The organism is Mycobacterium sp. IDUB_17 (assembly GCF_055419465.1).
The window spans coordinates 590785-611224 of record NZ_JBVAXS010000001.1; the positions used below are offsets into that span (position 1 = coordinate 590785).

The 20440-nt window shown below is 67.4% G+C and carries 19 protein-coding genes; 15 read left to right on the top strand and 4 right to left on the bottom strand.

All coding sequences use genetic code 11. From position 1 onward, the window contains the following. Window positions 1–2: 2 nt before the first annotated feature. The 9 genes from ACZYZ7_RS03000 (at window position 3) to ACZYZ7_RS03040 (ending at window position 13866) form a co-directional block, all read left to right on the top strand. On the top strand, window positions 3–2156 hold the full coding sequence (locus tag ACZYZ7_RS03000; RefSeq protein WP_463740162.1) for a putative baseplate assembly protein: 2154 nt from the start codon (window positions 3–5) through the stop codon (window positions 2154–2156). Further along, window positions 2156–4138 (top strand): phage tail protein I, encoded by a 1983-nt coding sequence (locus tag ACZYZ7_RS03005; RefSeq protein WP_463740163.1) that lies wholly within the window; start codon window positions 2156–2158, stop codon window positions 4136–4138. The genes ACZYZ7_RS03000 and ACZYZ7_RS03005 overlap by 1 nt, the downstream gene beginning before the upstream one ends. Then, on the top strand, window positions 4135–5634 hold the full coding sequence (locus ACZYZ7_RS03010) for a hypothetical protein (protein ID WP_463740164.1): 1500 nt from the start codon (window positions 4135–4137) through the stop codon (window positions 5632–5634). The genes ACZYZ7_RS03005 and ACZYZ7_RS03010 overlap by 4 nt, the downstream gene beginning before the upstream one ends. Beyond that, window positions 5627–7597, top strand: coding sequence for an ATP-binding protein (locus ACZYZ7_RS03015; RefSeq protein ID WP_463740165.1), 1971 nt, complete (start codon window positions 5627–5629; stop codon window positions 7595–7597). Before ACZYZ7_RS03010 ends, ACZYZ7_RS03015 begins: the two co-directional genes overlap by 8 nt. Further along, complete coding sequence (locus tag ACZYZ7_RS03020) at window positions 7587–8912, top strand: hypothetical protein (RefSeq protein WP_463740166.1); 1326 nt, start codon at window positions 7587–7589, stop codon at window positions 8910–8912. The genes ACZYZ7_RS03015 and ACZYZ7_RS03020 overlap by 11 nt, the downstream gene beginning before the upstream one ends. Next, on the top strand, window positions 8909–10675 hold the full coding sequence (locus ACZYZ7_RS03025) for a hypothetical protein (protein WP_463740167.1): 1767 nt from the start codon (window positions 8909–8911) through the stop codon (window positions 10673–10675). Before ACZYZ7_RS03020 ends, ACZYZ7_RS03025 begins: the two co-directional genes overlap by 4 nt. A 31-nt stretch (window positions 10676–10706) precedes the next feature. Then, a complete protein-coding gene (locus ACZYZ7_RS03030) occupies window positions 10707–10901 on the top strand; it encodes a hypothetical protein (RefSeq protein ID WP_450069016.1) in 195 nt (64 codons plus the stop codon). A 195-nt stretch (window positions 10902–11096) separates the two neighbouring features. Then, window positions 11097–11897: an AfsR/SARP family transcriptional regulator gene (locus ACZYZ7_RS03035; protein WP_463740168.1), complete on the top strand. Its 801-nt coding sequence runs from the start codon at window positions 11097–11099 to the stop codon at window positions 11895–11897. A gap of 70 nt (window positions 11898–11967) precedes the next feature. Further along, window positions 11968–13866, top strand: coding sequence for a glycosyltransferase family 39 protein (locus ACZYZ7_RS03040; protein ID WP_463740169.1), 1899 nt, complete (start codon window positions 11968–11970; stop codon window positions 13864–13866). Window positions 13867–13879: 13 nt separating this feature from the next. Here the strand turns inward: ACZYZ7_RS03040 and ACZYZ7_RS03045 are convergent, their stop codons facing one another. Genes ACZYZ7_RS03045 through ACZYZ7_RS03055 form a run of 3 tightly spaced genes read right to left on the bottom strand, consistent with a single transcriptional unit; the run spans window position 13880 to window position 15856 of the window. Then, window positions 13880–14770, bottom strand: a complete 891-nt coding sequence (locus ACZYZ7_RS03045) for an NAD(P)-dependent oxidoreductase (protein ID WP_463740170.1) — start codon at window positions 14768–14770, stop codon at window positions 13880–13882. Then, window positions 14767–15153, bottom strand: a complete 387-nt coding sequence (locus ACZYZ7_RS03050; protein WP_463740171.1) for a carboxymuconolactone decarboxylase family protein — start codon at window positions 15151–15153, stop codon at window positions 14767–14769. Before ACZYZ7_RS03050 ends, ACZYZ7_RS03045 begins: the two co-directional genes overlap by 4 nt. Before the next feature lie 28 nt (window positions 15154–15181). Then, window positions 15182–15856 carry a TetR/AcrR family transcriptional regulator gene (locus tag ACZYZ7_RS03055; RefSeq protein ID WP_450069021.1) on the bottom strand — a complete coding sequence of 225 codons (675 nt, stop codon included), beginning with the start codon at window positions 15854–15856 and terminating at the stop codon, window positions 15182–15184. A gap of 84 nt (window positions 15857–15940) precedes the next feature. Between ACZYZ7_RS03055 and ACZYZ7_RS03060 the strand changes: the two genes are divergently transcribed. The 3 genes from ACZYZ7_RS03060 (at window position 15941) to ACZYZ7_RS03070 (ending at window position 17501) form a co-directional block, all read left to right on the top strand. Then, entirely contained in the window at window positions 15941–16267 is a 327-nt protein-coding gene (locus tag ACZYZ7_RS03060; RefSeq protein WP_463740172.1) for a hypothetical protein, read from the top strand. 77 nt (window positions 16268–16344) lie between these two features. After that, window positions 16345–17100 (top strand): YebC/PmpR family DNA-binding transcriptional regulator, encoded by a 756-nt coding sequence (locus tag ACZYZ7_RS03065; RefSeq protein WP_135453965.1) that lies wholly within the window; start codon window positions 16345–16347, stop codon window positions 17098–17100. Beyond that, the gene (locus ACZYZ7_RS03070) at window positions 17100–17501 is read left to right on the top strand and encodes a hypothetical protein (RefSeq protein WP_135453966.1); all 402 of its coding nucleotides are present in this window, start codon (window positions 17100–17102) and stop codon (window positions 17499–17501) included. The genes ACZYZ7_RS03065 and ACZYZ7_RS03070 overlap by 1 nt, the downstream gene beginning before the upstream one ends. Here ACZYZ7_RS03070 and ACZYZ7_RS03075 read toward each other — a convergent pair. Next, the gene (locus ACZYZ7_RS03075; RefSeq protein ID WP_463740173.1) at window positions 17470–18129 is read right to left on the bottom strand and encodes an SDR family oxidoreductase; all 660 of its coding nucleotides are present in this window, start codon (window positions 18127–18129) and stop codon (window positions 17470–17472) included. The genes ACZYZ7_RS03070 and ACZYZ7_RS03075 overlap by 32 nt on opposite strands. 94 nt (window positions 18130–18223) lie before the next feature. Here ACZYZ7_RS03075 and ruvC point away from each other — a divergent pair, with 94 nt between their 5' ends. Genes ruvC through ruvB form a run of 3 tightly spaced genes read left to right on the top strand, consistent with a single transcriptional unit; the run spans window position 18224 to window position 20435 of the window. Further along, a complete protein-coding gene (gene ruvC, locus ACZYZ7_RS03080; protein WP_135453968.1) occupies window positions 18224–18793 on the top strand; it encodes a crossover junction endodeoxyribonuclease RuvC in 570 nt (189 codons plus the stop codon). Beyond that, entirely contained in the window at window positions 18790–19377 is a 588-nt protein-coding gene (ruvA, locus tag ACZYZ7_RS03085; protein WP_450069023.1) for a Holliday junction branch migration protein RuvA, read from the top strand. The genes ruvC and ruvA overlap by 4 nt, the downstream gene beginning before the upstream one ends. A 2-nt stretch (window positions 19378–19379) precedes the next feature. Continuing rightward, window positions 19380–20435, top strand: coding sequence for a Holliday junction branch migration DNA helicase RuvB (ruvB, locus tag ACZYZ7_RS03090; RefSeq protein ID WP_135453970.1), 1056 nt, complete (start codon window positions 19380–19382; stop codon window positions 20433–20435). Window positions 20436–20440: the final 5 nt, after the last annotated feature.

Here is a 20440-nt window from a genome sequence, read left to right on the forward strand (position 1 = left end):
TCATGGCGCTGATCAGTCCGATACTCGACAACCGGACCTTCGAGCAGCTGCGCCAGGAGCTGGTTGACCGCATCCCGGTCTACACCCCCGAGTGGACGAACTTCAACCGCAGCGATCCCGGCATCGCCCTGCTCGAGTTGTTCGCCTATCTCGGTGAATCACTTCTCTACCGGTTCAATCAGATCCCGGACACCACCAAGGTCGCGTTCCTGCGGATGCTGGGTGTCACGCCACGCAATGCGGAACCGGCCGGCACCGTGGTGGCCTGCAGTACAGAACTTCCCGAGGGCGTCGAGGTTCCGCGGGGCAGCATCGCCAGTGGCGGCTCGGTCAAATTCGAAACGCAGGGTGACATCGTCGTCTGGCCGATCACCGTGATCGCCGCAGCCAAGATTCGCGTCGCCGAAGCCGATACGCAGGCCGAACAGGACCGCAGGTCTGACGCCGCCCACCGGGCGAATCTCGATCCGACGATGGCCGCCTTCTACGAGACCGCCCAGATACCGGCAGACCCGACCGAACCCGGTGCCGCGCCGGTCGATATCAGCGCGAGCATCGACCATTTCCTCTGGATCGCCGTGCAACGCACGAAGACCACCGACCTGTCCAAGCTGTCCGGGCGAGGCGTGTACATCGGGATGGCGTTCGACACGACGGTGGCCGAACCGTTCGCGCTGCAGAACCTCGACGCGGCCGGCGCCGCGGCATTCGCGTCACCGCAACTCACGGTGGACCCTCCCGCGATGTTGTGGGAACTGTGGCAGGGCCCGGACGCCAAGGTGGCGTTCACCACCCTCGACATCGGTGACGACACCACGCGCGGCCTGACCACCACGGGCACCGTCGAGGTCATCCTGCCCAAGACGCTTCCGGTGCTACCGGTCTACGACCCGGTCAACCCCGGTGGCGGCGCCGACAGCCCACCACCCCTGATCGATGAGAAGGACCAGGCCAACGTTGTTGCGTGGCTTCGGGTATCCCGACCGGCGCAGGTACACATCAATGATGCGATCCGCAATGTCAGTTGGATCGGGGTCAATGCCGTCGGCGTCATCCAGTCGTTGACGGCGACACCGGAGTTCCTCGGTACCGGTGACGGCGACACCGACCAGCGCTTCCCCTTGGCGCAACGGCCCGTGCTGCCGGGCACCGTCGAGCTGGACGTCGAAGAGACCGACGGCTGGAAGCCCTGGACGGAGGTTGCGCCGTATGCGACCGGCGGCGTCGGCGCCTCCACGTTCACGGTCGACTACGCCGCCGGTGCGGTGACTTTCGACGGTAAGGAGGTGCCGCAGCGAGGCCAGCGGATCAGGACACGGTCGTATCGATACGGCGGGGGAGTAGCGGGAAACGTTGTCGCGAAATCGATCTCGAAGATCGCTACCGCGGCCGCCGGAGTAGATGCCGTCAATCCGTTCCCTGCGACGGGAGGGGTGGATCCCGCCTCCCTGGCCGACGCCCTCGACGAGATCCCCGCCCGCGTGCACCGGCGGGACCGTGCGGTGATCGCCGACGATTTCCGTGATCTCGCGTTGGAGGTCGCCGGGGTTGCCCGGGCCGAGACGCTGCCACTGTTGCATCCCGACACACCCGATGTGGCCGCAGCCGGTGTGGTCAGCGTCGTGGTGTTCCCTACGGAGGACCAGCAGAACCCGTCGGCACCGATGCCCGATTTCGTGTTGCTGCGCAGTGTCGCCCGCTATCTCGATGTCCGTCGGCTCGTCACCACCGAGTTGTACGTGATCCCGCCGACCTATCGGAAAGTTGTGGTATCAGCGGGAATTCAAGTCAAGTCGGGCTATCAGGTGGATGCGGTCCGCCGATGGGTCGACACCATACTGCGGCAGTATCTGTCGGGGCTGCCACCGCTGGGCCCCGACGGGAACGGGTGGCCGCTGGGGCGGACCGTACGTCGAGCAGAGCTCGAAGCCGTGGCGGTGCAGGTCGAAGGCGTCGAGTACATGACAGGGCTATTGCTGGCGGTCCCGGGCTCGACGGGCTACCACACCGTGGAGACTGTCGAGCTCAAGCGTTGGGAGATGCCCGAGATCGTCGGCCTCACCGTCGTTTCCGGTGAGCCGCTGCCCGCCGGTGTGCCCTACGAACCCGCGCCACCGGAAACCGAACCCGTACCGCTGCCGCCGGACGTGTGCTGATGGCTGCCGACCGAGCGTTGAGCCTGGTGGTCGAGCCCGAACAATGGGCGGACTGCCAACTCCGCGACACCGTGCCCTTGCCGGGTGGTGGCGTCGAACTCGGTTGGACGGATCGGCCCCAATCCACCTCGTGCCCGGATGAGCGTCAGACTGTTCCATCCGGCGGGCTGGCATTCGACCATCAGTGCCGGGCCTACCGCAGCCGGGCGCACGCCATCGATGTACTGAGCCCCGGCTCAACGGAACGGCGCACCGTGCCGGGGTTCCCGGCACCGCGCGGCCTGGCCGTCGACGAGGCAAACCGGCTGTATGTCGCCGACGGGGCCGAACGTGCGGTCCGCGTGCTCGACCTGGATTCCGGTCGTGTACTTCATCGTGTCGTCATGTGCGGGGCGCCGGTCGACGTGGCCGCGCAGTGCGGCGGGGTGGTCGCGCTGATACCGGGTGCCGAAACACTGTTTCTCATCGAGGGCAGAAGCGGGCCCGCGGCCGGGCCGGCCCTCGTGCGTCCGTGCTATCCGCATGGACTGGAGGCGATCCGGGTGTCGGCGGGACCGATCATCCTGTGGCGCAACAGCGGTGGTCAGAGCGTAGTGACACGTCCGGACGGCACGGTGCTGATCGAGACCGCCGGGGCCACTGACCTGGACATCATGCCGGACGGAACGATCATTGTGGCCGGCGTGCCCGGGGACCCCTTCCGGCGATGGGAGCCGACGGGTGACCTGGAACTGGAGCCGGTGGGCGCACCGGATTTCGACGGCGGCGCCATCTGTGTAGATCCGCGCGGACACGTCGCGTACACCACTGTCGCCGGCATCCGGTGGACAACCGGATCGGTCGCCAAGCACCTGACCGAAGGGACGGTCACGATCGGTCCGCTCGACAGCCGGGTGGACCGGACCCGCTGGGGGAGAGCCTTCTTCACCGCATGTCTGCCGAAGGGCACGGCGATGTCCATCCGTGCGATGACGGCCGATGACGCATCGACGCGACCGATCTTCGACGACGCCACCGTATTCGGTGTCTACCGCCGGCCGCAGCACGACACCTGCCCTGACGAGTTCCCCCTCTATGAGGCGCCGGTGCATGCGCCTCGCGGCCGCTACCTGTGGTTGGAGGTGGCGCTCAAGGGCACCGAACGGGTGACGCCGCGCCTGCGGGCAATAAGGGTGGAGCGGCCGGGGCACGCCTTGCTCGAAACCCTCCCGCGAGTGTTCTCCCGCGACGAGAACAATCCCGACTACCTCTTCCGGATGCTGGCGCCCGCCGAGGGGATGCTGCACGATCTCGATCAGAAGGCCGACCGGCGTGCTGAGCTACTGCTCGATCCGGCGACCGTGCGAGCCGATCTGTTGCCTTGGCTGGCGAGTTTCCTCGGGCTGGCGCTTGATCCGCGGTGGCCGGAGGGGGCGCGGCGGACCCTGCTGGCCGAGGCGTTCGATCTGTTCCGCTACCGCGGTACGGTCCGGGCGCTGCGGCGGATGGCCGACATCTATCTCGACCGCCAGACACAGATCATCGAGCACTGGCAGCTACGGGGTATCGGCGGGACCGTACTGGGCACCACCCCCGATGGCGATAAGACTCCGAACGTCGGTGCCTCCGTGCGTGAAACAGGCACCCTGGGCCGATTCACCGTCGGTGGCACTGTTCTGCAACCGACATCGTTCGCAACCTCGGCGCACAGGTTCACGTTGCTGATACCCGGGAATCTCACCGATGAGCAATGCGAAGTGCTGACCGGCCTGCTGCAGACCCAGGCGCCGGCGCACACCGCCGGTTCGGTGCAGGAACTCGGCGCAGGCATGCGGGTAGGCACCGTCCGGGTCGGCATCACGTCGTTCGTCGGCCCGGCCGCCGACTGGATCCCGCTGCGCCTCGGTGAGGTACGTCTGGGCGCTGACGGCATCATCGGTACCCCGGCCATCGGCAGCCGGTTGGGCCAGGATTCCTACGCGGGACAGGTGCTGGTCGGATGACGGAGTTGACGATCGATCGGCTCACCGCGACCGCGGTGGCGAACAGCGATGACCGGGCCGGCACTGAATCCCGGATCAGCACGCTGCTCCAGCACGTCGCAGCGAGCCGGCTCGACGCCGCACTGGCCGAAGTGGCGCTACCGCAGGGGTATTGGTGTGTTCGCCGGCTCGACGTCGCACTGGCCCTTGACTTCGACCGGTCCGATGCGGCCCTGGAAACGCAGTGGTCACGGGCGCTCGTCGATGCGGTCGCCGCCGCGCTCGCCGACCGGTCCGGCGGTCTCGTGTTCTATCCGAGGATCGTCGATGCCCTCATCGATTTCCTGACCTCAGCGGTACGGCACGACGACGGCCACGAGTGGGCCTGGCGCCAGGTCGGGCTCCTGTCCCCGGCCGATCGCGGCGTGGGCGAGGCAGGCAGGGACCAGGCGCGGGTGGTTCTTGCCGCATTGGGTCGACATCCACGGGACGCGATTGCTGCGGTGGCAGCCTGCGTTCGAGCGATGGGCGCGACATCCCTGCACCGGGTGTTGGGCGCTACCGGCTGGACCGAGTTGGCGTCGATCGCCCTTGGTGCACTTGGCGGTTCCACCCGCATCGCGCCGGGCGTCACCGGCCTTCCGGACGGTCCAGCCCTCCGGACAGTCGCGGTCGAATCGTTCCCGGCTCAACACCCCGGCAGACCCGCTGAACGTTCGGCGGCACTGGCAGGTGATGTGGTCGGCCGTTCCGTTCTGGCGGCGGCGCTGGCCCGGATGTCCATCCGGGTCGAGCGGCCGCTCGCATGGGCCTGGGCGGTGATCGCCATTGCGGAGGCGGCTCCGTCGGTCTTGTTGCGCACTGACTCGGACACGGTAATCGCCGTGGTGGCAGATCATTTCATTCGCTCTGAGGACCGGGCGGCACCAGGCTTCCTGGGTGCGGACAGGCGATCCGAGGCTGCGGCGTTCGATGCGACGCCACCGGCTACAGAGTCGGGAAACTGTGAGCCTGCCGCGGCCGACGCCGACCGGGATGAACCCGCACAGACACTCTGGGCGGGCGCGCTGTTCTTCCTCAACACGGCCGCGGATGCCGGTATCCCCGACGAATTCTTCACCGATCCGGTCCTGGCCGGATGCCCGTTGTGGCGCATCCTCGGCGCGCTGATCCAGGCGATGGTCCCGATCTCCGCAGGTGACCCGACCCTGCTCGCGTTATGCGGGCCACCCCGGCCCGCGGAGCCGCTCACCGATGAGGAGCAGGGGCGGGTTGAGACGTACGCGTCCCGGTGGCTCGCGGTGACCGCGGAACGCATGGATGTGACCGACGAGGACCCGGCGGATGTCTGCATGCGCGTTGCTCTCCGTCGTGGCTCGATCGTTGCGGACCCCGGATGGATCGACGTGCATCTGGACCTTGACGACGTCGACATCGACGTGCGCCGTGCGGGTCTGGATCTCGATCCCGGATGGATACCGTGGCTCGGTTGCGTCGTCAGGTTCTGCTATGACTAGCACGCTGGCGCCGACTGGACGGCCGAGCAGCCTGGGATTGTCAGCGCTGGCATCCGACATCGCCATGATCCTCGCCGACGTCGTCGCCGCTGCGGGCAGTAAAGAATCGGGGGCCGCGGAGACGGCCGGGTTCCTGCGTGATTGGGCGACGACCCGTGACGCGACAGCTCTGTCGGGACCCGATCCGCTGTGCAACGTCGTCGAGCGTTACGGGCTCACCGACCCCGAGCGCGATCTGTTGCTGTTGGCGGGGCTGCCCGAGGAACACGAGGGTCTCGCGGCGACGTTCCGGGCGATGGGGCCCATCGGGGAACCATGGCCGACCTTGGGCATCGCCGCACTTGTGCTGGAGCGCAAGGAGATCGATCGGCACACCCTTCGCCGGATCATCTCGACCGGTCGGCTCTGCGGTCAGGGCATCGTGAGGATCGGTGGCAATGCCCCGTTGTTCGAGCAGGTGCTGCGGCCGGCCCCGGGCATCTGGACGGCCCTGCACGGTCACCGCAGGCTCCCGGATGCGGTGCGTGGAGTGGATATCGGCGCAGTGCCGCCGGGGCTGGCCCGATGGAGTGCACTACCCGCTGTGCAGCGGGCGGCCGCCGCGCTGACCTCACCGGGGGCCCGCACCGTGCTGGTCCAGTCGCAGGACGAGACCGTGGGTCTGGCGCGGTGCGCGGCCCTCGGGGAGACCGCCGGTGTGCAGTTGATGGCGGGCCGGGCCAAGGCCTATGACGGCGAAGCGATCAGGCTGCTTGCGCTGCATGCCGCGGCCCACAACGCTGTGGCGCTGCTCGTCGTCGACCCGTTGACCGAGCCTGCCGCCGGATCCGCTGTTCTCGACATCGATGATGTGCCGGGGCCGCTGCTGGTCTGCGCGCCGCCAGGATCGCTGCGGGTAGGCCGGAACCGGCCCGTCATCCTGGTGCCGCTCGGCCCGGTCACCCCCGCCGACCGGCGCGACGCCTGGAGTGCGGCCCTACCCGAATTCGACAGTGCGGCCTCCTATCTCGCGGCCCGCCATCCGCTCGACCCGGCGTTGACCGTGCAGGTGGCCCTCGATGCCCGGGCCGGGTATCGGTTGGGCGACGGCGAAACGGATGTCAGCGGCATCTCGGGATTGATCCGGGCCCGGGCCGGGGTCAGCCTGCCGGCCGGCGTCGAGCTGCTGACGCCGTCGGTGCCGTGGGAACGGTTGATCCTGCCCGACGACGCCGGTGTGCAACTGCACGAGGCCGTTTCGCGACTCGAGCACCAGGCCCAAGTGCTCGAGGACTGGTACCTGAATGGCCAGGCCCGCGCGTCGCGCGGATGCCGCCTGTTGTTGACGGGTCCGCCGGGGACCGGCAAGTCGCTGGCCGCCGAGGCGCTGGCGACCGCTGCCAAGACGGACCTGTTGCAGATCGACGCCAGCCAGATGGTGTCGAAATGGATCGGGGAGACCGAGAAGAACCTTGCCGCCGCATTCGACGTCGCCGAGCGAACCCAGGCCGTGCTGTTCGTCGACGAGGCCGACTGGTTGTTCGCCGCCCGCACGGAGGTATCCGACGCTCACGACCGCTACGCCAACCTGGAGACCGCATACCTGCTGCAGCGGCTCGACCGATTCGACGGCCTGGTGTTGCTGGCCAGTAACCTGCGCAACAACATCGACGGTGCGTTCCTGCGCCGCATGGACTTCGTCATCGACCTGCCGCTCCCAGATGAACCAGCCCGCCTGGCGTTGTGGTCACTGCACCTTCCGGCCGGGCATCTGGCCGGCGACGTCGATCTCGACGTCCTCGCCCGGCTGTACCCGGTTACGGGCGCGGCAATCCGTAACGCATCCATCGCGGCGGCCTTCATGGCCGCATCCGAGAACCGGACAGTCACGCAGAACCACCTCATCACAGCCGTGCGTCGTGAATACACGAAGGCCGCGATGCCGTTCCCCGGCGAACCATCGAGGAGACGAAATGACCTGTAACCACACCGAAACGGTGTCCTGCACATGCGACTCGTGCATCACTGACTTGGCCTCGAATCCGTTTCTCGCCCTCCGGGTCGCGTACGGAATGTTGCTCGGGGAGGACGACTTCCGGGTCCTCGCCGGCAATCCTCGTGGCAAGCAGATGCTGCACTCGGCCTGGTTGCACCGGTCCGGTGTGGTCTGGGGCTACCAGGCGTGCATCGAGGGGAGACGGGAACTGCGCGTCACCGCCGGACTGGCGATCGACGGGCTGGGACGTGAACTCATCCAGGAGACCAGCTGGTGCGTCGACTTGCGCGACTGGGTAGAGCACCACGGATCCGTCGTACCGGAAGGTTGTGGCAAGCGGAAGTTCACGGTCTGCCTGGAGGTCGCTTTCGACTGCTGCCGCACCGCGCCGGTGCCCACACTGGCCGACCCGTGCGACGTCAGCCGTAAACATGACGACTACTCCCGGGTGGTCGAGACCAGCAAGCTGAGCCTGCGACCCGGACACTGCATCACCGGACCACAGCCGTATCACCGCGTGCGGGTCCTGCTCGGCATCGACGATGTCGGCGAGTGCGATCCGGCCGGCGAACAGGCTCTGCATGCCCGGCACCGCGCTGCCGCGGCACCGCCCGGCGAACGCCCTGAGGTGCTGCTCGCCGCGTTCCGCGCCCTGGCTGCACTCGACGTCGCCGAGATCGCGCCACCGGACGACCCGATGACGGGGCATTCGACGATGTATCCGGTACTGCCCGAGTGCGCCACCGTCGCGCTCGCGTGCGTGACGATCGTGGTGGACGACTCGAGCGGGTGTCTCGAAGTGGTCGACGCACATGTCGACCCCGCCTGCCGCACAACGCTGTTGCCGACCGCGACCATTCAGGAGCTGCTGTGTGGTCTGGCACCGGCGGTGATCGGTCCGGTCGCCGAGGACGCCGGAGGGCCGCGCGTGCGATTCGTCGAATGGTCGCAGGACGAAACCGTGTGCACGATCCACCTGACCAAACCACTCAACCCGGGGTCGGCGGGCCGGCGCGCCGTCCGGATCACCTCGCTGTCGCACCGCGGGTGGGTCGACGAGGACGTCGATACCGTGCACTACCGGCCCGGGGAAGAGCGAATCGTGGTGACTCTTGCCGACGCGCCTGCATACGACACGGTCCGGGTGATCATCCACGGCACCGGTCCGACACCCGTGTTCGGGGAGGACCCGTCAGTTCCACTGGCCGGGCTGGTCGATGACCCACCGGGCTCGCGCAACGACGGCCACGACGCGGTCCTCGTTTTCGAGAAGCCGCTCTATCCGACGGAGGCAGCACAATGACCACCTGGAAACCGGTGGACACGTCACCACAAGCGGCCCCTGCGCTGCCGCAGCCGCCGGAAGTGACGGTCGCCGACAGTGGGCTGCGGGCACTCAACGCCGCGAACGGTCTGTTCCTGCGCGCCGAGCACCTAGGTCAGATGCAGGCGTACGCAGAGGAATTCGCACTTCTGGCCGGTGTCGCAGCGGGTCCCGGCGTCGATTACGGATACACCGTGGCACTGGACGGTCCCAACCTTCACGTGGCGCCGGGCCTGGCGATCGACGGTTCCCGGCGGCCGCTGCGGCTGGTCAGCGACGTCACCCTGAAACTCGACGCCCTGCCCGAACTCGGCACCAACGAATTCTGGGTGGTCGAGGTGGTCGCCGCCGACCCGCGAGCCGCGGGCAGCGAAGCGGTCTACGGAACACTCTGCAGCGACCCGTGCGGCGGGGCCACCATCCGGCCCTGGCTGGACGCGGCGGTGACGATCAGGCTCAGCCGTGACAGCCTCGACGGGCTGGCCGGCGCACCGGCATCATTGAAGCGAAACCGGCTGGCGTCACGGTACTTCGAGCGGGAACGGTCCGGCTCGGATCCGTGGCTCACGCCGACCGGTGGGGGCCGTCCGGTCGGTGGGCCGCTGGGCAGGCTGTGGCGGGCCGGGGCTCCGGAATCGGCCGCACCGTCCGGCCCGGTGCGGCTGGCGGTCCTGTTCCAGGTCGGCGGAAAGTGGGTGGTGGACACCTGGACTGCCCGCCGCGACATCGGCGACGGACCGGCCCGGGCGGTGTGGGAGAACCGCCTCGGGTTGCGGCCGTGGAACATCTTCATGGCGCAGGTACTGCAATTCGAGGCACAACTCGTGGATACCGGAGCCGGGCTGACGGTCACGGGTGGTAGCTGCGAGGACAAGCAGCGCAAGCTGATTCACGACTTCGAGGGCCTGCTCCACCAGAAGGGAAGGCAGACGCGGCTGGCCGACGAGCTCAAGAGTTTGGTCGAAGCGCAGCGCGATCGGCTCGATGAGGAGCTCCGCGAGGCGGCATTGGTGAGCAGCTTCGAGGAACTCCCGCCGGCAGGCGTCCTTCCCCGGCCATCGGATCAGGCCCCGGATCAGTACTTCAAGAGCTTGTTCGGTACGGCGGTCGATCTGGAGGTCGTCGAAGTGCGGGCCGACTGCGCGCTCCGGGCGCTCGAACAGGCCCAACACCTCGACCGCATCCCGGTGGCGGCGGGAACCGCGCCACATCCGTTCGTGCAACTGCTGGTGCCCGTTGCCGCCAGGACCGACCTCACCCAGCTGAAACCGCAGGGGGAATACCCGTGGATGGTGTTCGTCCGGGCCTGCGGGCCGCCGAAGGTCGACAAGGTGCCGGTCTATCTGGTGGACGTGGAGGAATTTCCGGGTGCCGGCAGGGGGTCGCGATGGTCGGTGGTGGGGAAATGGGTAGGGGAACACACGGAACTTCTCCTTTCGGCGAGCAAGGTGGCGACATTGAGCTTCCCCGTCGATGCATGGGCACGGCCCCAAACCGACACCGAATTGGGCAAGTTGCAAGCCAAAGTCGACGAGAGCACCGATTACCGGTTGATGGTTCTGGCCACCACCGCGTCGGGTTCAAACCATCGGGTGGCACTGATGTCGGTGCGTTCCGGACTGCTCGGCGTCGACCTGCTGCCGTTCGATACGTGGCGTGAGAACGAAGTGATCGTGCCGGCCTACGACCACACCCGCCTCGCCGAGGCGATCTTCATCATTCGAACCCCGCAGATTCGGTAGCGAGTCGGCAGTCATGAGTAGCGATGAGCCGATGACGTCGGGCGTGTGCTCGGTGAGCGTGGACGTCCTCGAAGGCCAGGTTCTCTTTCGGGTGATGACGGTGTACCTGGCTTCGCGCGATCTTCACGCCCGCCGGGTCGAGCGAGTGGAGTCTTTCACCGATGCGGGTGCGGCGATTGATGAGGTGGCCGCATTTCTGAGGCGCTATCAAAGCGGTCACGGCTGACGTCTATTCAAAAATCGAGTAGTCGACTACTCGATTGATACGGACGGCACGATGACATGATTATTCATGCCATTGAAGGCGACACGCCAAAGGTGCCAGTCGTGACAAGCCGGTGACGGTGCGTGGTTAGCCTCGTAATACTGCAATTCCCACAACTAGGGGCGGGCTATGAGCGGAATTCACCAGGAATGCGATGTGCAGGTCGCATCCGGCAATCGCATTCCGACGGTCCACTTGGTCAACGGGCCGTATGTCTCCATCGGCGCGGAAAGGCGTGAGGTTCCTGAAGGGAGCAAACGGCTGCTCGCGTTCATGGCCCTCCAAAAGGGAAAGCTGGAGCGACGATACGTCGCCGGAGCGCTGTGGCCGCTGGGAGACGACATTCGCGCCGCGGGGAATCTGAGGTCGGCGCTGTGGCGCCTGCGGGGCGCGGGAGTGGACGTTGTCGACGCGGATAAGTGGTCGATCGGGCTCGCCGAACACGTCGCGGTGGACATCGATGCAACGTCCAATTGGGCGCGTCGTATTCTCGCCGGCGACCCGCTCTATGGCGATTTCTCCGATTTCGGTGAGAAAGTTCGGGCACTTGATCTTCTTCCGGGTTGTTACGACGACTGGGCAATCACCGAGCGGGAGCTAATGCGCCAGAAGATTCTGCACGCACTGGAGAAGATGAGTCAGATGCTGACGGCGCAACACCGGTTCAGTGAGGCGGTGGAGTCGGCGATGGTGGCGGTGGGTTGTGAACCATTGCGTGAATCCGCTCAGCGGGCGCTGATCTCGGCGCACCTGGCCGAGGGCAACTTGGTCGAGGCCCGCCGGGTGTTCTGCGCGTACGCCGAGGTGCTTCATCGCGAATTGGGCGTCGATCCCTCAATCGACCTTCAGGCGCTGGTCCATCTGACGCGCCGCGCCGAACCCCGCCGGCCGGCCATCGTCGATCGCCCACGGATAAGCGCAGGACACCTGATGCCGGTCGTCGCGCCGATTTCGTAGGGCACGTCATCACAGCAGATCCCCGGCGGCCACATAGCTCAGACAAAGGCGGCCCCGACTTAATGGACCTGTGACGACGACGTTGGAGGATGCCTCCGCCGAGCCTGCCCTCGAAGCCCCCCGAGGCACCCCGCGGATCGCTCGTGAGCGCCTGGCGCTGCCCGCGCTCCTGGCCGCCACCGCCCTGGCTTACCTGTGGAACATCACCGTCAACGGTATGGGTAATCAGTTCTACGCGGCCTCGGCCTGGGCCGGTTCGCTCAACTGGGAGGCGCTGCTGTTCGGATCGCTGGACCCGGCCAATTTCATCACCGTGGACAAGCCGCCGGTGTCCCAGTGGGTGATGGGCCTGTCGGGCCAGCTGTTCGGGTTCAGCAGCGCCAGCATGCTCATCCCGGAGGCGTTGATGGCTGTCGGCTCGGTCGCGCTGCTCCACGGTGCGGTCCGCCGCATCAGTGGTCCGCGGGCGGCGCTCCTGGCCGGTGCGGTCTTGGCGCTGACGCCGGTGGCGGCGTTGATGTTCCGGTTCAACAATCCCGATGCGGTGATGGTCTTGTTGATGACGGCCGCCGCCTACTGCGCGGTGCGCGCATTGGACAACCACGGTGCCCGTTGGATGGCTCTCGCCGGAGTGGCGCTGGGGTTCGCGTTTCTGGCCAAGATGCTCGAAGGGCTGATGGTCATGCCGGCCATCGGGCTGGTGTACCTGGTCGCCGCAGCGGTTCCGATGCGTCAACGTCTGCTGCACCTGGCCGGCTCGCTGGTGGCGTTTCTCGCCTCCGCCGGATGGTTCGTGGTGCTCACCTTGGTGTGGCCCGCCTCCTCACGGCCCTACCTCGCCGGATCCACCGACGACAACTTCATGAACCTGGTGCTGGGCTACAACGGGTTCGGCCGGGTTCTCGGTCACAACCACATGGGTGCCGGGCCGGCCACCGCGGCCGAGGTGGCCGGGCTTCCCACCACCGCGGCGCACGGTGGCGGGTTCGGCAGTCAGGCCCACGGCCTGCCGCGCCTGTTCACCGGCGAGTTCGGCTTCGAGATCGGCTGGCTGCTGCCCGCCGGCCTCCTAGCGGTGGTGCTGGTACTGATCTCGCGGCGCGGGAAGCCACGGACTGATCTGGTCCGCGCCGGAACCATCCTGTTCGGCAGCTGGCTGCTGATCGACGGGTTTGTGCTCAGCTTCATGAAGAGCATGGTCCACCCGTATTACTGCCTGTCGCTGGCGCCGGCGCTGGCGGCGATGTTCGCGATCGGCGTTACCGAGATGTGGCGCCGGCGCACTGACCGGCTGGGCCAGATCGGTTTGATCACCATGCTTCTGGGCACCGCGGCGTGGAGCTTCTGGATCCTGGGCCGCAATGCGTCGTGGCTGCCGCCGCTGCGTTGGTCGATCCTGGCGGTGACAGTCGCGGCCACCGTGGCCCTGCTCTGGGCGTTGCGGGCGGGCGCCCGCGGAATGGCGGCCGCCGCGTTGGCGGTGGCGATCATCGGAGGGCTGGCCGGATCTACCGCCTACACCGTGGCCACCCTGGGCCAGTCGCACACCGGAGGCGGTCCGAGCGTGGGACCGGCCGATCCCGACGACAGCCACGGCCACGGGCACGGATGGAATTCCGACAATCCCGAGGTGAACGCGATGCTGCGGGGAACCAACACCACGTGGTCGGCGGCCATCAATCGGTCCGGGGCCGCGGCCGGCCTCGAATTGTCCACCGACACAGCGGTAATGGCGATAGGCGGCTTCACCGGAACCGATCCGGCGCCGACGCTGGACCAGTTCCAGACCTACGTCGGCGACCGGCAGATCACCTACTACATCCTCCCGGAATCCAAGGACAAGGACCACGGCGGCTTCTTCGGCAACAACTCCCACACCGACATCTCCGACTGGGTGAAGGCGAACTTCACCCCGACCAAGGTGGGCTCGGACACGGTGTACGACCTGCGCGCGCCGCTCAAGAAATAGCCGCTGCGCATGCTCATCGGTGTCCTCCTTCGACGATCACCCCCGCGGCCTTCTCCATCGGTTTGATGACGGAGGTGAAGTCGGATTCGGGGCCCTCGGCGCGCAGCGTCCGCTCCCAGATCCGTTGCACGGTCTCGGCCATCTCGACCGGCAGTCCGAGGGTGGCGGCCTCGTCGAGGTAGAGCCGGACGTCTTTGGCCATCAGGCCGGTGGCGAACCCGTAGTCGAACGTGCGGGGGAGTACCGCGCGCGGGAACTTGTCCCGGCTGGCATGCGTGCCGCCGGATCCGGCGTTGAGCACGTCGATCATCACGTCGGCGCTCAGTCCGGCCTTGACGCCCATCACCATCACCTCAGCGGTCGCGGCCAGGGTGGTGGCGGCCATCAGGTTGTTGATCAGCTTCATGGTCTGTGCGGCGCCGGGTTGTTCGGAGACGAAGATCGCCCGGCCGAGCACCTCGAAAATCGGGGCGAGCGAATCGAATTCCGCCCGCGGTCCGGACACCATGATCGCCAGGGTGCCGGCCTGCGCGCCGTGCATCCCGCCGCTGACCGGGCTGTCCAGCGCGGCGATGCCCTGCGCGCCGAGAGCCGCGTGATTGCGTTGTGCCGCTTGACCTCCCACTGTCGACAGGTCGACGAAGCGCTGGACCCGGGAACCGCCGGCGACGTCGGCCACCACGGACTCGGAGATCTGCGGGGTGGGCAGACTGGCCAGAATCGTCTCGGTACGGTCGGCCACAGCGCGCACCGAGTCGGCCTGCCGGGCGCCCAGCGCGGCAGCCTCGGCCAGGACATCCTCGCGCACGTCGAAGGCCACCACCGGAAATCCCGCCGTCAGCAGCCGATCCATCATGGGCCACCCCATGTTGCCCAGCCCGATGAAGCCGATCTCGGGATTCACGCACGCTCCTCGTCGAGGTCGGCGAACACGGCGCGGGCCAGCCGGAAGCTGTCGACCGCGGCCGGGATACCCGCGTAGATGCCCACCTGCAGGAAGATCTCGCAGATCTCCTCGCGGGTGACGCCGTTGGTGAGGGCGCCACGGATGTGTGTGCTCAATTCGTTCGGCCGGTTCAGCACCGCGATCATGGCCAGATTCAGCATGCTGCGGGTCTTCAGTTCCAGACCCTCACGGCCCCACACCGCGCCCCAGCAGTATTCGGTGACCAGGTCCTGCAGCGGCTTGGAGAATGCGTCGACGTTCCCGGCCGCCTTGCGGACGTATTCCTCACCGAGGACTGCTGTCCGGATCGCCATTCCCTTGTCGTACGTGTCTTGATCCATGGTGTCCCTTTCAGATGTAGCGAGCCGGTCATGGTTTGCGCGGCCTCACCCCGTCGAGGAACAAGCGCACGCAGGTCCGCATCCGCTTGTCCAGATCATCGGGGTCCCATGCCACGCCCCACATTGCGCCGGTGGCGGGGCCGCCGACCGCCATACTCAGGAATGCGCTTCCCACTATTTCGGGATCGCCGATCTGAATGGTTCCGGCCTCGGCGTGCCGGGTGAGTACCTCGCTGATGAACGTCAGCGCCGGCATGGTGCCCTGTTCGTAGACGAGCCGGAACAGTCGGGGAAACCGGTTGCCTTCCGCGTTGAGGATGCGCTGCAGCGCGATACCGGCGGGGCTTGTGATGCCGGCCAACCGGATTCGGCCGATCGCGAGCAGGGTTTCCTCGAGGTCGTCGGACTCCGCTGTGCGCAGCGTTTCGATCGGGACCAGCCACCGGTTCACGGCGCGTTGCACCGCAGCCTCGAACAGGGTCGCCTTGTCGGGGTAGAGCCCATAGATGGTGCGCTTGGCCATGCCGGCGGCCGCCGCGATGCTCTCGATGGTGGACCGCTCGAATCCGTTGTCCAGGAACACTTCCAGCGCACAGTCGAGGAGCTCGCGATGTCGTTGCTCGGCCCGTTCTTGGGTGGGCCGCCCCGCGCGTGGCCGCGGGTTGGTGCCGCGGAGCCGCACGGTGACATCTCCTGACGGCATGCGGGCATGCTAACCCGTTAATGAAACGATGAAGGTGCTATTAATCGCGGCGGTCCGCCAGCGCACCGGCGGTACGCTGCCGACATGTCTGCGCTGCCGCCAACGTCCGCCCGGCGCCGGCCTGGTGTCGTCGAGTCGGTGATCAGTTGGGTCGCATGGGCCGCGGTCGGCCTGATCGCCGTGTTGTTGGCGTTCGCCGCGCTCTTTCCGATGGGTTTCAGTGGGGCATTTCCCGAACAAGCCGATGAGGTTGGGACCCTGGTCGGGTGGGCGGCGCTCACCCTGGCGATGGTTGTGCTCGCGCCGATCGGCATGGCGATCGGGCATTGGCGGCGTTGGCACATCTGGTACTGGCCGGTTCTGTGCAGCGTTGCGGCGGCGGTGACGTTCGTCTTGCTGCAGGCCCTGTAGGCGTCTTATCGAGCGCCGTAGGACCGGCCACGTAGACTGGAGGGCCGGAGTTTTAACCGGAAAAGGGGCGTACCTGCATGAGCGGCCATTCCAAGTGGGCCACCACCAAGCACAAGAAGGCCGTCATCGATGCCAAGCGCGGCAAGATGTTCGCCAAATTGATCAAGAATATCGAGGTCGCGGCACGTGTCGGCGGGGGAGACCCGGCCGGTAACCCCACCCTCTACGACGCCATCCAGAAGGCCAAGAAGAGCTCGGTACCCAACGACAACATCGAGCGCGCCCGCAAGCGCGGCGGCGGCGAAGAGGCCGGTGGCGCCGACTGGCAGAACATCACCTACGAGGGCTACGGCCCCAACGGTGTCGCGGTGCTCATCGAGTGTCTGACCGACAACCGCAACCGCGCCGCCGGTGAGGTCCGCGTCGCGATGACCCGCAACGGCGGCAACATGGCCGACCCGGGCTCGGTGGCCTACCTGTTCTCCCGCAAGGGTGTGGTGACGCTGGAGAAGAACGGCCTGACCGAGGACGACGTGCTGATGGCCGTCCTGGAGGCCGGCGCCGAGGAGGTCAACGACCTGGGCGACGCCTTCGAGATCATCTCCGAGCCCACCGACCTGGTCGCCGTGCGCACCGCACTGCAGGACGCCGGCATCGACTACGACTCGGCGGAGGCCAGCTTCCAGCCCTCGGTGAGCGTGCCGGTCGACCTGGAAGGCGCCCGCAAGGTGCTCAAGCTCGTCGATGCGCTCGAGGACAGCGACGACGTGCAAGAGGTGTACACCAACATCGACATCCCCGACGATGTCGCCGCTCAGCTCGACGAAGAGTAGTGGCAAGCGTCCTTGACCCTGAGGGCGTCAAATGGACGGTACGCCGGCGTTGGTTGCCATGGCGTCCGCGCCGAAAGATGCCCGACGAGTGGGGTTTTGGCGATACGTCCTTCGGCAACGGGGACGACATCATCAGTATCGTGCTGAACGTCGCCCTGATAGTGCTTTTGATCCCGGCGCTGGTGTTGGCCCTGCTGGTGGCGGCGGAGTTCCTGCTGTTGCTGCTCCTGCTGCCGCTGTGGGTGCTGGCCCGCTCACTGTTCGGCACGCCGTGGATCATCGTCATCCGCCGTGACCACAAGATCGTCGGCGAGGAAGCCGTGCGTGGTTGGGACGCGACCAGCGCCCGCATCGATCAGATCAAGTCCTTCATCGCGTCGGGTGCAGCGCTGCGTCGATAGGCGTCTCGCCCGAGATCAGCTCGAAGGTCCGCCCCGCGGTCTCCGGCTCGTGCAATACGGCAAGCAGTACCCGCGCGACGTCGGCGCGCGGGATCGTGCCGCGGCCGGCCGACTCGGCGACCGTCACGTTCCCGGTGCCGGGCTCGTCCGTGAGCCCGCCCGGCCGCACGATCGTGGTGCGCAATCCGCTCCGGGCCCGCACGTCGGCGTCGGCCTCGGACTTTGCCCGCATATAGGCCAGGAACACCTCGTCGTAGTTGGCGTCCAGCGACCGGTCGTCTGCGGCCAGGGCCGAGACCATCACGTAGCGGCCCACCCCCGCGGCTTCGGCCGCATCGGCCAGCAGGATCGCGGCATCCCGGTCCACGGTCTGCTTGCGCGCCGCCCCGCTGCCGGGCCCGGCACCGGCCGCGAACACGACGGCGTCGGCGCCGCGCAGGGCTTCGGCGACCTCGTCCACCGACGCCCGTTCCAGATCCAGCACGACGGCCTCGGCCCCGGCGGCCTGCAGGTCGGCGGCTTGAGCCGGATCACGGATGAGCCCGGCCACCTCGTCACCGCGTGCGGACAACAGCTGTTCGAGAAGCAAGGCGATCTTTCCGTGCCCGCCGGCTATCACTACGCGCATAGCTCCGACCCTACGGATCTGAGCGTGTCCCTGCGCCGGGCTGTCGCCGGCTCACGCTAGGCTCTCGAACAGATGTTCTGACGAAGGGGTTCGTGTGCGGGTGATGGGAGTGGATCCCGGGTTGACGCGCTGCGGCCTGTCGGTGGTCGAGAGTGGCAAGGGCCGGCAGGTCACCGCGCTGGATGTGGACGTGGTCCGCACCCCGGCCGACGCGCCGCTGCAGAAGCGGCTGCTGGAGATCAGCGATGTGGCCGAATACTGGATGGACACCCACCGGCCCGACGTGATCGCGATCGAGCGGGTGTTCGCCCAGCAGAATGTGTCGACGGTGATGGGCACGGCCCAGGCCGGCGGGGTGATCGCACTGGCCGCGGCCCGGCGCGACATCGAGGTGCATTTTCACACCCCGTCGGAGGTGAAGGCGGCGGTCACCGGTAACGGCCGCGCCGACAAGGCCCAGGTCACCGAGATGATCACCAGAATCCTTGCACTGCAAGCCAAGCCGACCCCAGCTGACGCTGCCGACGCGCTGGCACTGGCGATCTGCCACTGCTGGCGGGCCCCGATGATCGCGCGGATGGCTGCCGCCGAAGCGATGGCCGCCGAACAGCGCCGTAAGTATCAGGCCCGACTGAAAGCCACTGCGAAGGCGGGGCGGGCATGATCGCCTCGGTGCGCGGTGAGGTCATCGACATCGCCCTCGATCATGCCGTGATCGAGGCCGCAGGCGTCGGCTACAAGGTGATGGCAACTCCGTCGACCTTGGCGAATCTGCGCCGTGGCAACGAGTCTCGGCTGATCACCGCGATGATCGTGCGCGAGGATTCGATGACGCTCTACGGGTTCGCCGACGGGGATGCCCGCGACCTGTTCCTCACGCTGCTGGGGGTGTCAGGCGTCGGTCCCAAGATCGCGTTGGCGACGCTGGCGGTCTACGACCCGCAGGCGCTGCGCCAGGCTCTCGCAGACGGGGATGTGACGGCGTTGACCCGGGTTCCCGGTATCGGTAAACGCGGCGCGGAGCGGATGGTGCTCGAACTGCGCGACAAGATCGGTCCGGTAACCCCCGGGGCCATCGGTGGGGCCATGGGCCATGCGGTGCGTGCCCCGGTGGTGGAAGCCCTTGTCGGACTTGGCTTTGCCGCCAAACAGGCCGAGGAGGCCACCGACAAGGTGCTGGCCAACGATCCCGAGGCCACCACGGCCTCTGCGCTACGGGCGGCACTCTCCATGCTGGGTAAGAAATAGCGATGGGCCGGTTCGACGAAGCCGACGAGCCCGAGGATCGGGAGGTCTCGCCGGCGCTGACGGTCGGTGAGGGTGATGTCGACGCCAGCCTGCGCCCGCGCTCACTGGGGGAGTTCATCGGTCAGCCGCGGGTGCGCGAGCAGCTGTCGCTTGTCCTCGAGGGCGCCAAGAATCGCGGTGGCACACCGGATCACATCCTGCTGTCCGGCCCGCCCGGGCTGGGTAAGACATCGCTGGCGATGATCATTGCGGCCGAGTTGGGATCGTCGCTGCGGCTCACCTCCGGTCCCGCGCTGGAGCGCGCCGGTGACCTGGCCGCGATGCTGTCCAACCTTGTCGAGCACGACGTGCTGTTCATCGATGAGATCCACCGCATTGCCCGGCCGGCCGAAGAAATGCTGTATCTGGCGATGGAGGACTTCCGCGTCGACGTGGTGGTCGGCAAGGGTCCCGGCGCTACGTCGATCCCGCTCGAGGTCGCGCCCTTCACTCTGGTGGGTGCGACCACCCGATCCGGGGCGCTGACCGGTCCGCTGCGGGACCGGTTCGGATTCACCGCACATATGGACTTCTACGAGCCGGTCGAACTCGAGCGGGTGCTGGCCCGGTCGGCCGGGATTCTGGGCATCGAACTGGGAGCCGAGGCCGGCACGGAGATCGCCCGGCGCTCCCGCGGCACGCCCCGCATCGCCAACCGGCTGCTGCGCCGGGTCCGTGACTACGCCGAGGTCCGCGCCGACGGCGTGATCACCCGCGACATCGCCAAGGCCGCGTTGGAGGTCTACGACGTCGACGAGCTCGGCCTCGATCGCCTGGATCGCGCCGTGCTGTCGGCGCTCACCCGCAGTTTCGGCGGCGGCCCCGTCGGGGTGTCGACCCTGGCCGTGGCGGTGGGCGAAGAAGCGACCACGGTCGAGGAGGTTTGCGAACCCTTCCTGGTACGTGCCGGCATGGTGGCCCGTACCCCGCGGGGCCGGGTGGCCACGCCGTTGGCGTGGACTCATCTGGGTATGCGACCGCCAGTTACCGGACTGGGGCAGTCCGAGCTGTTTGAATAGACCGC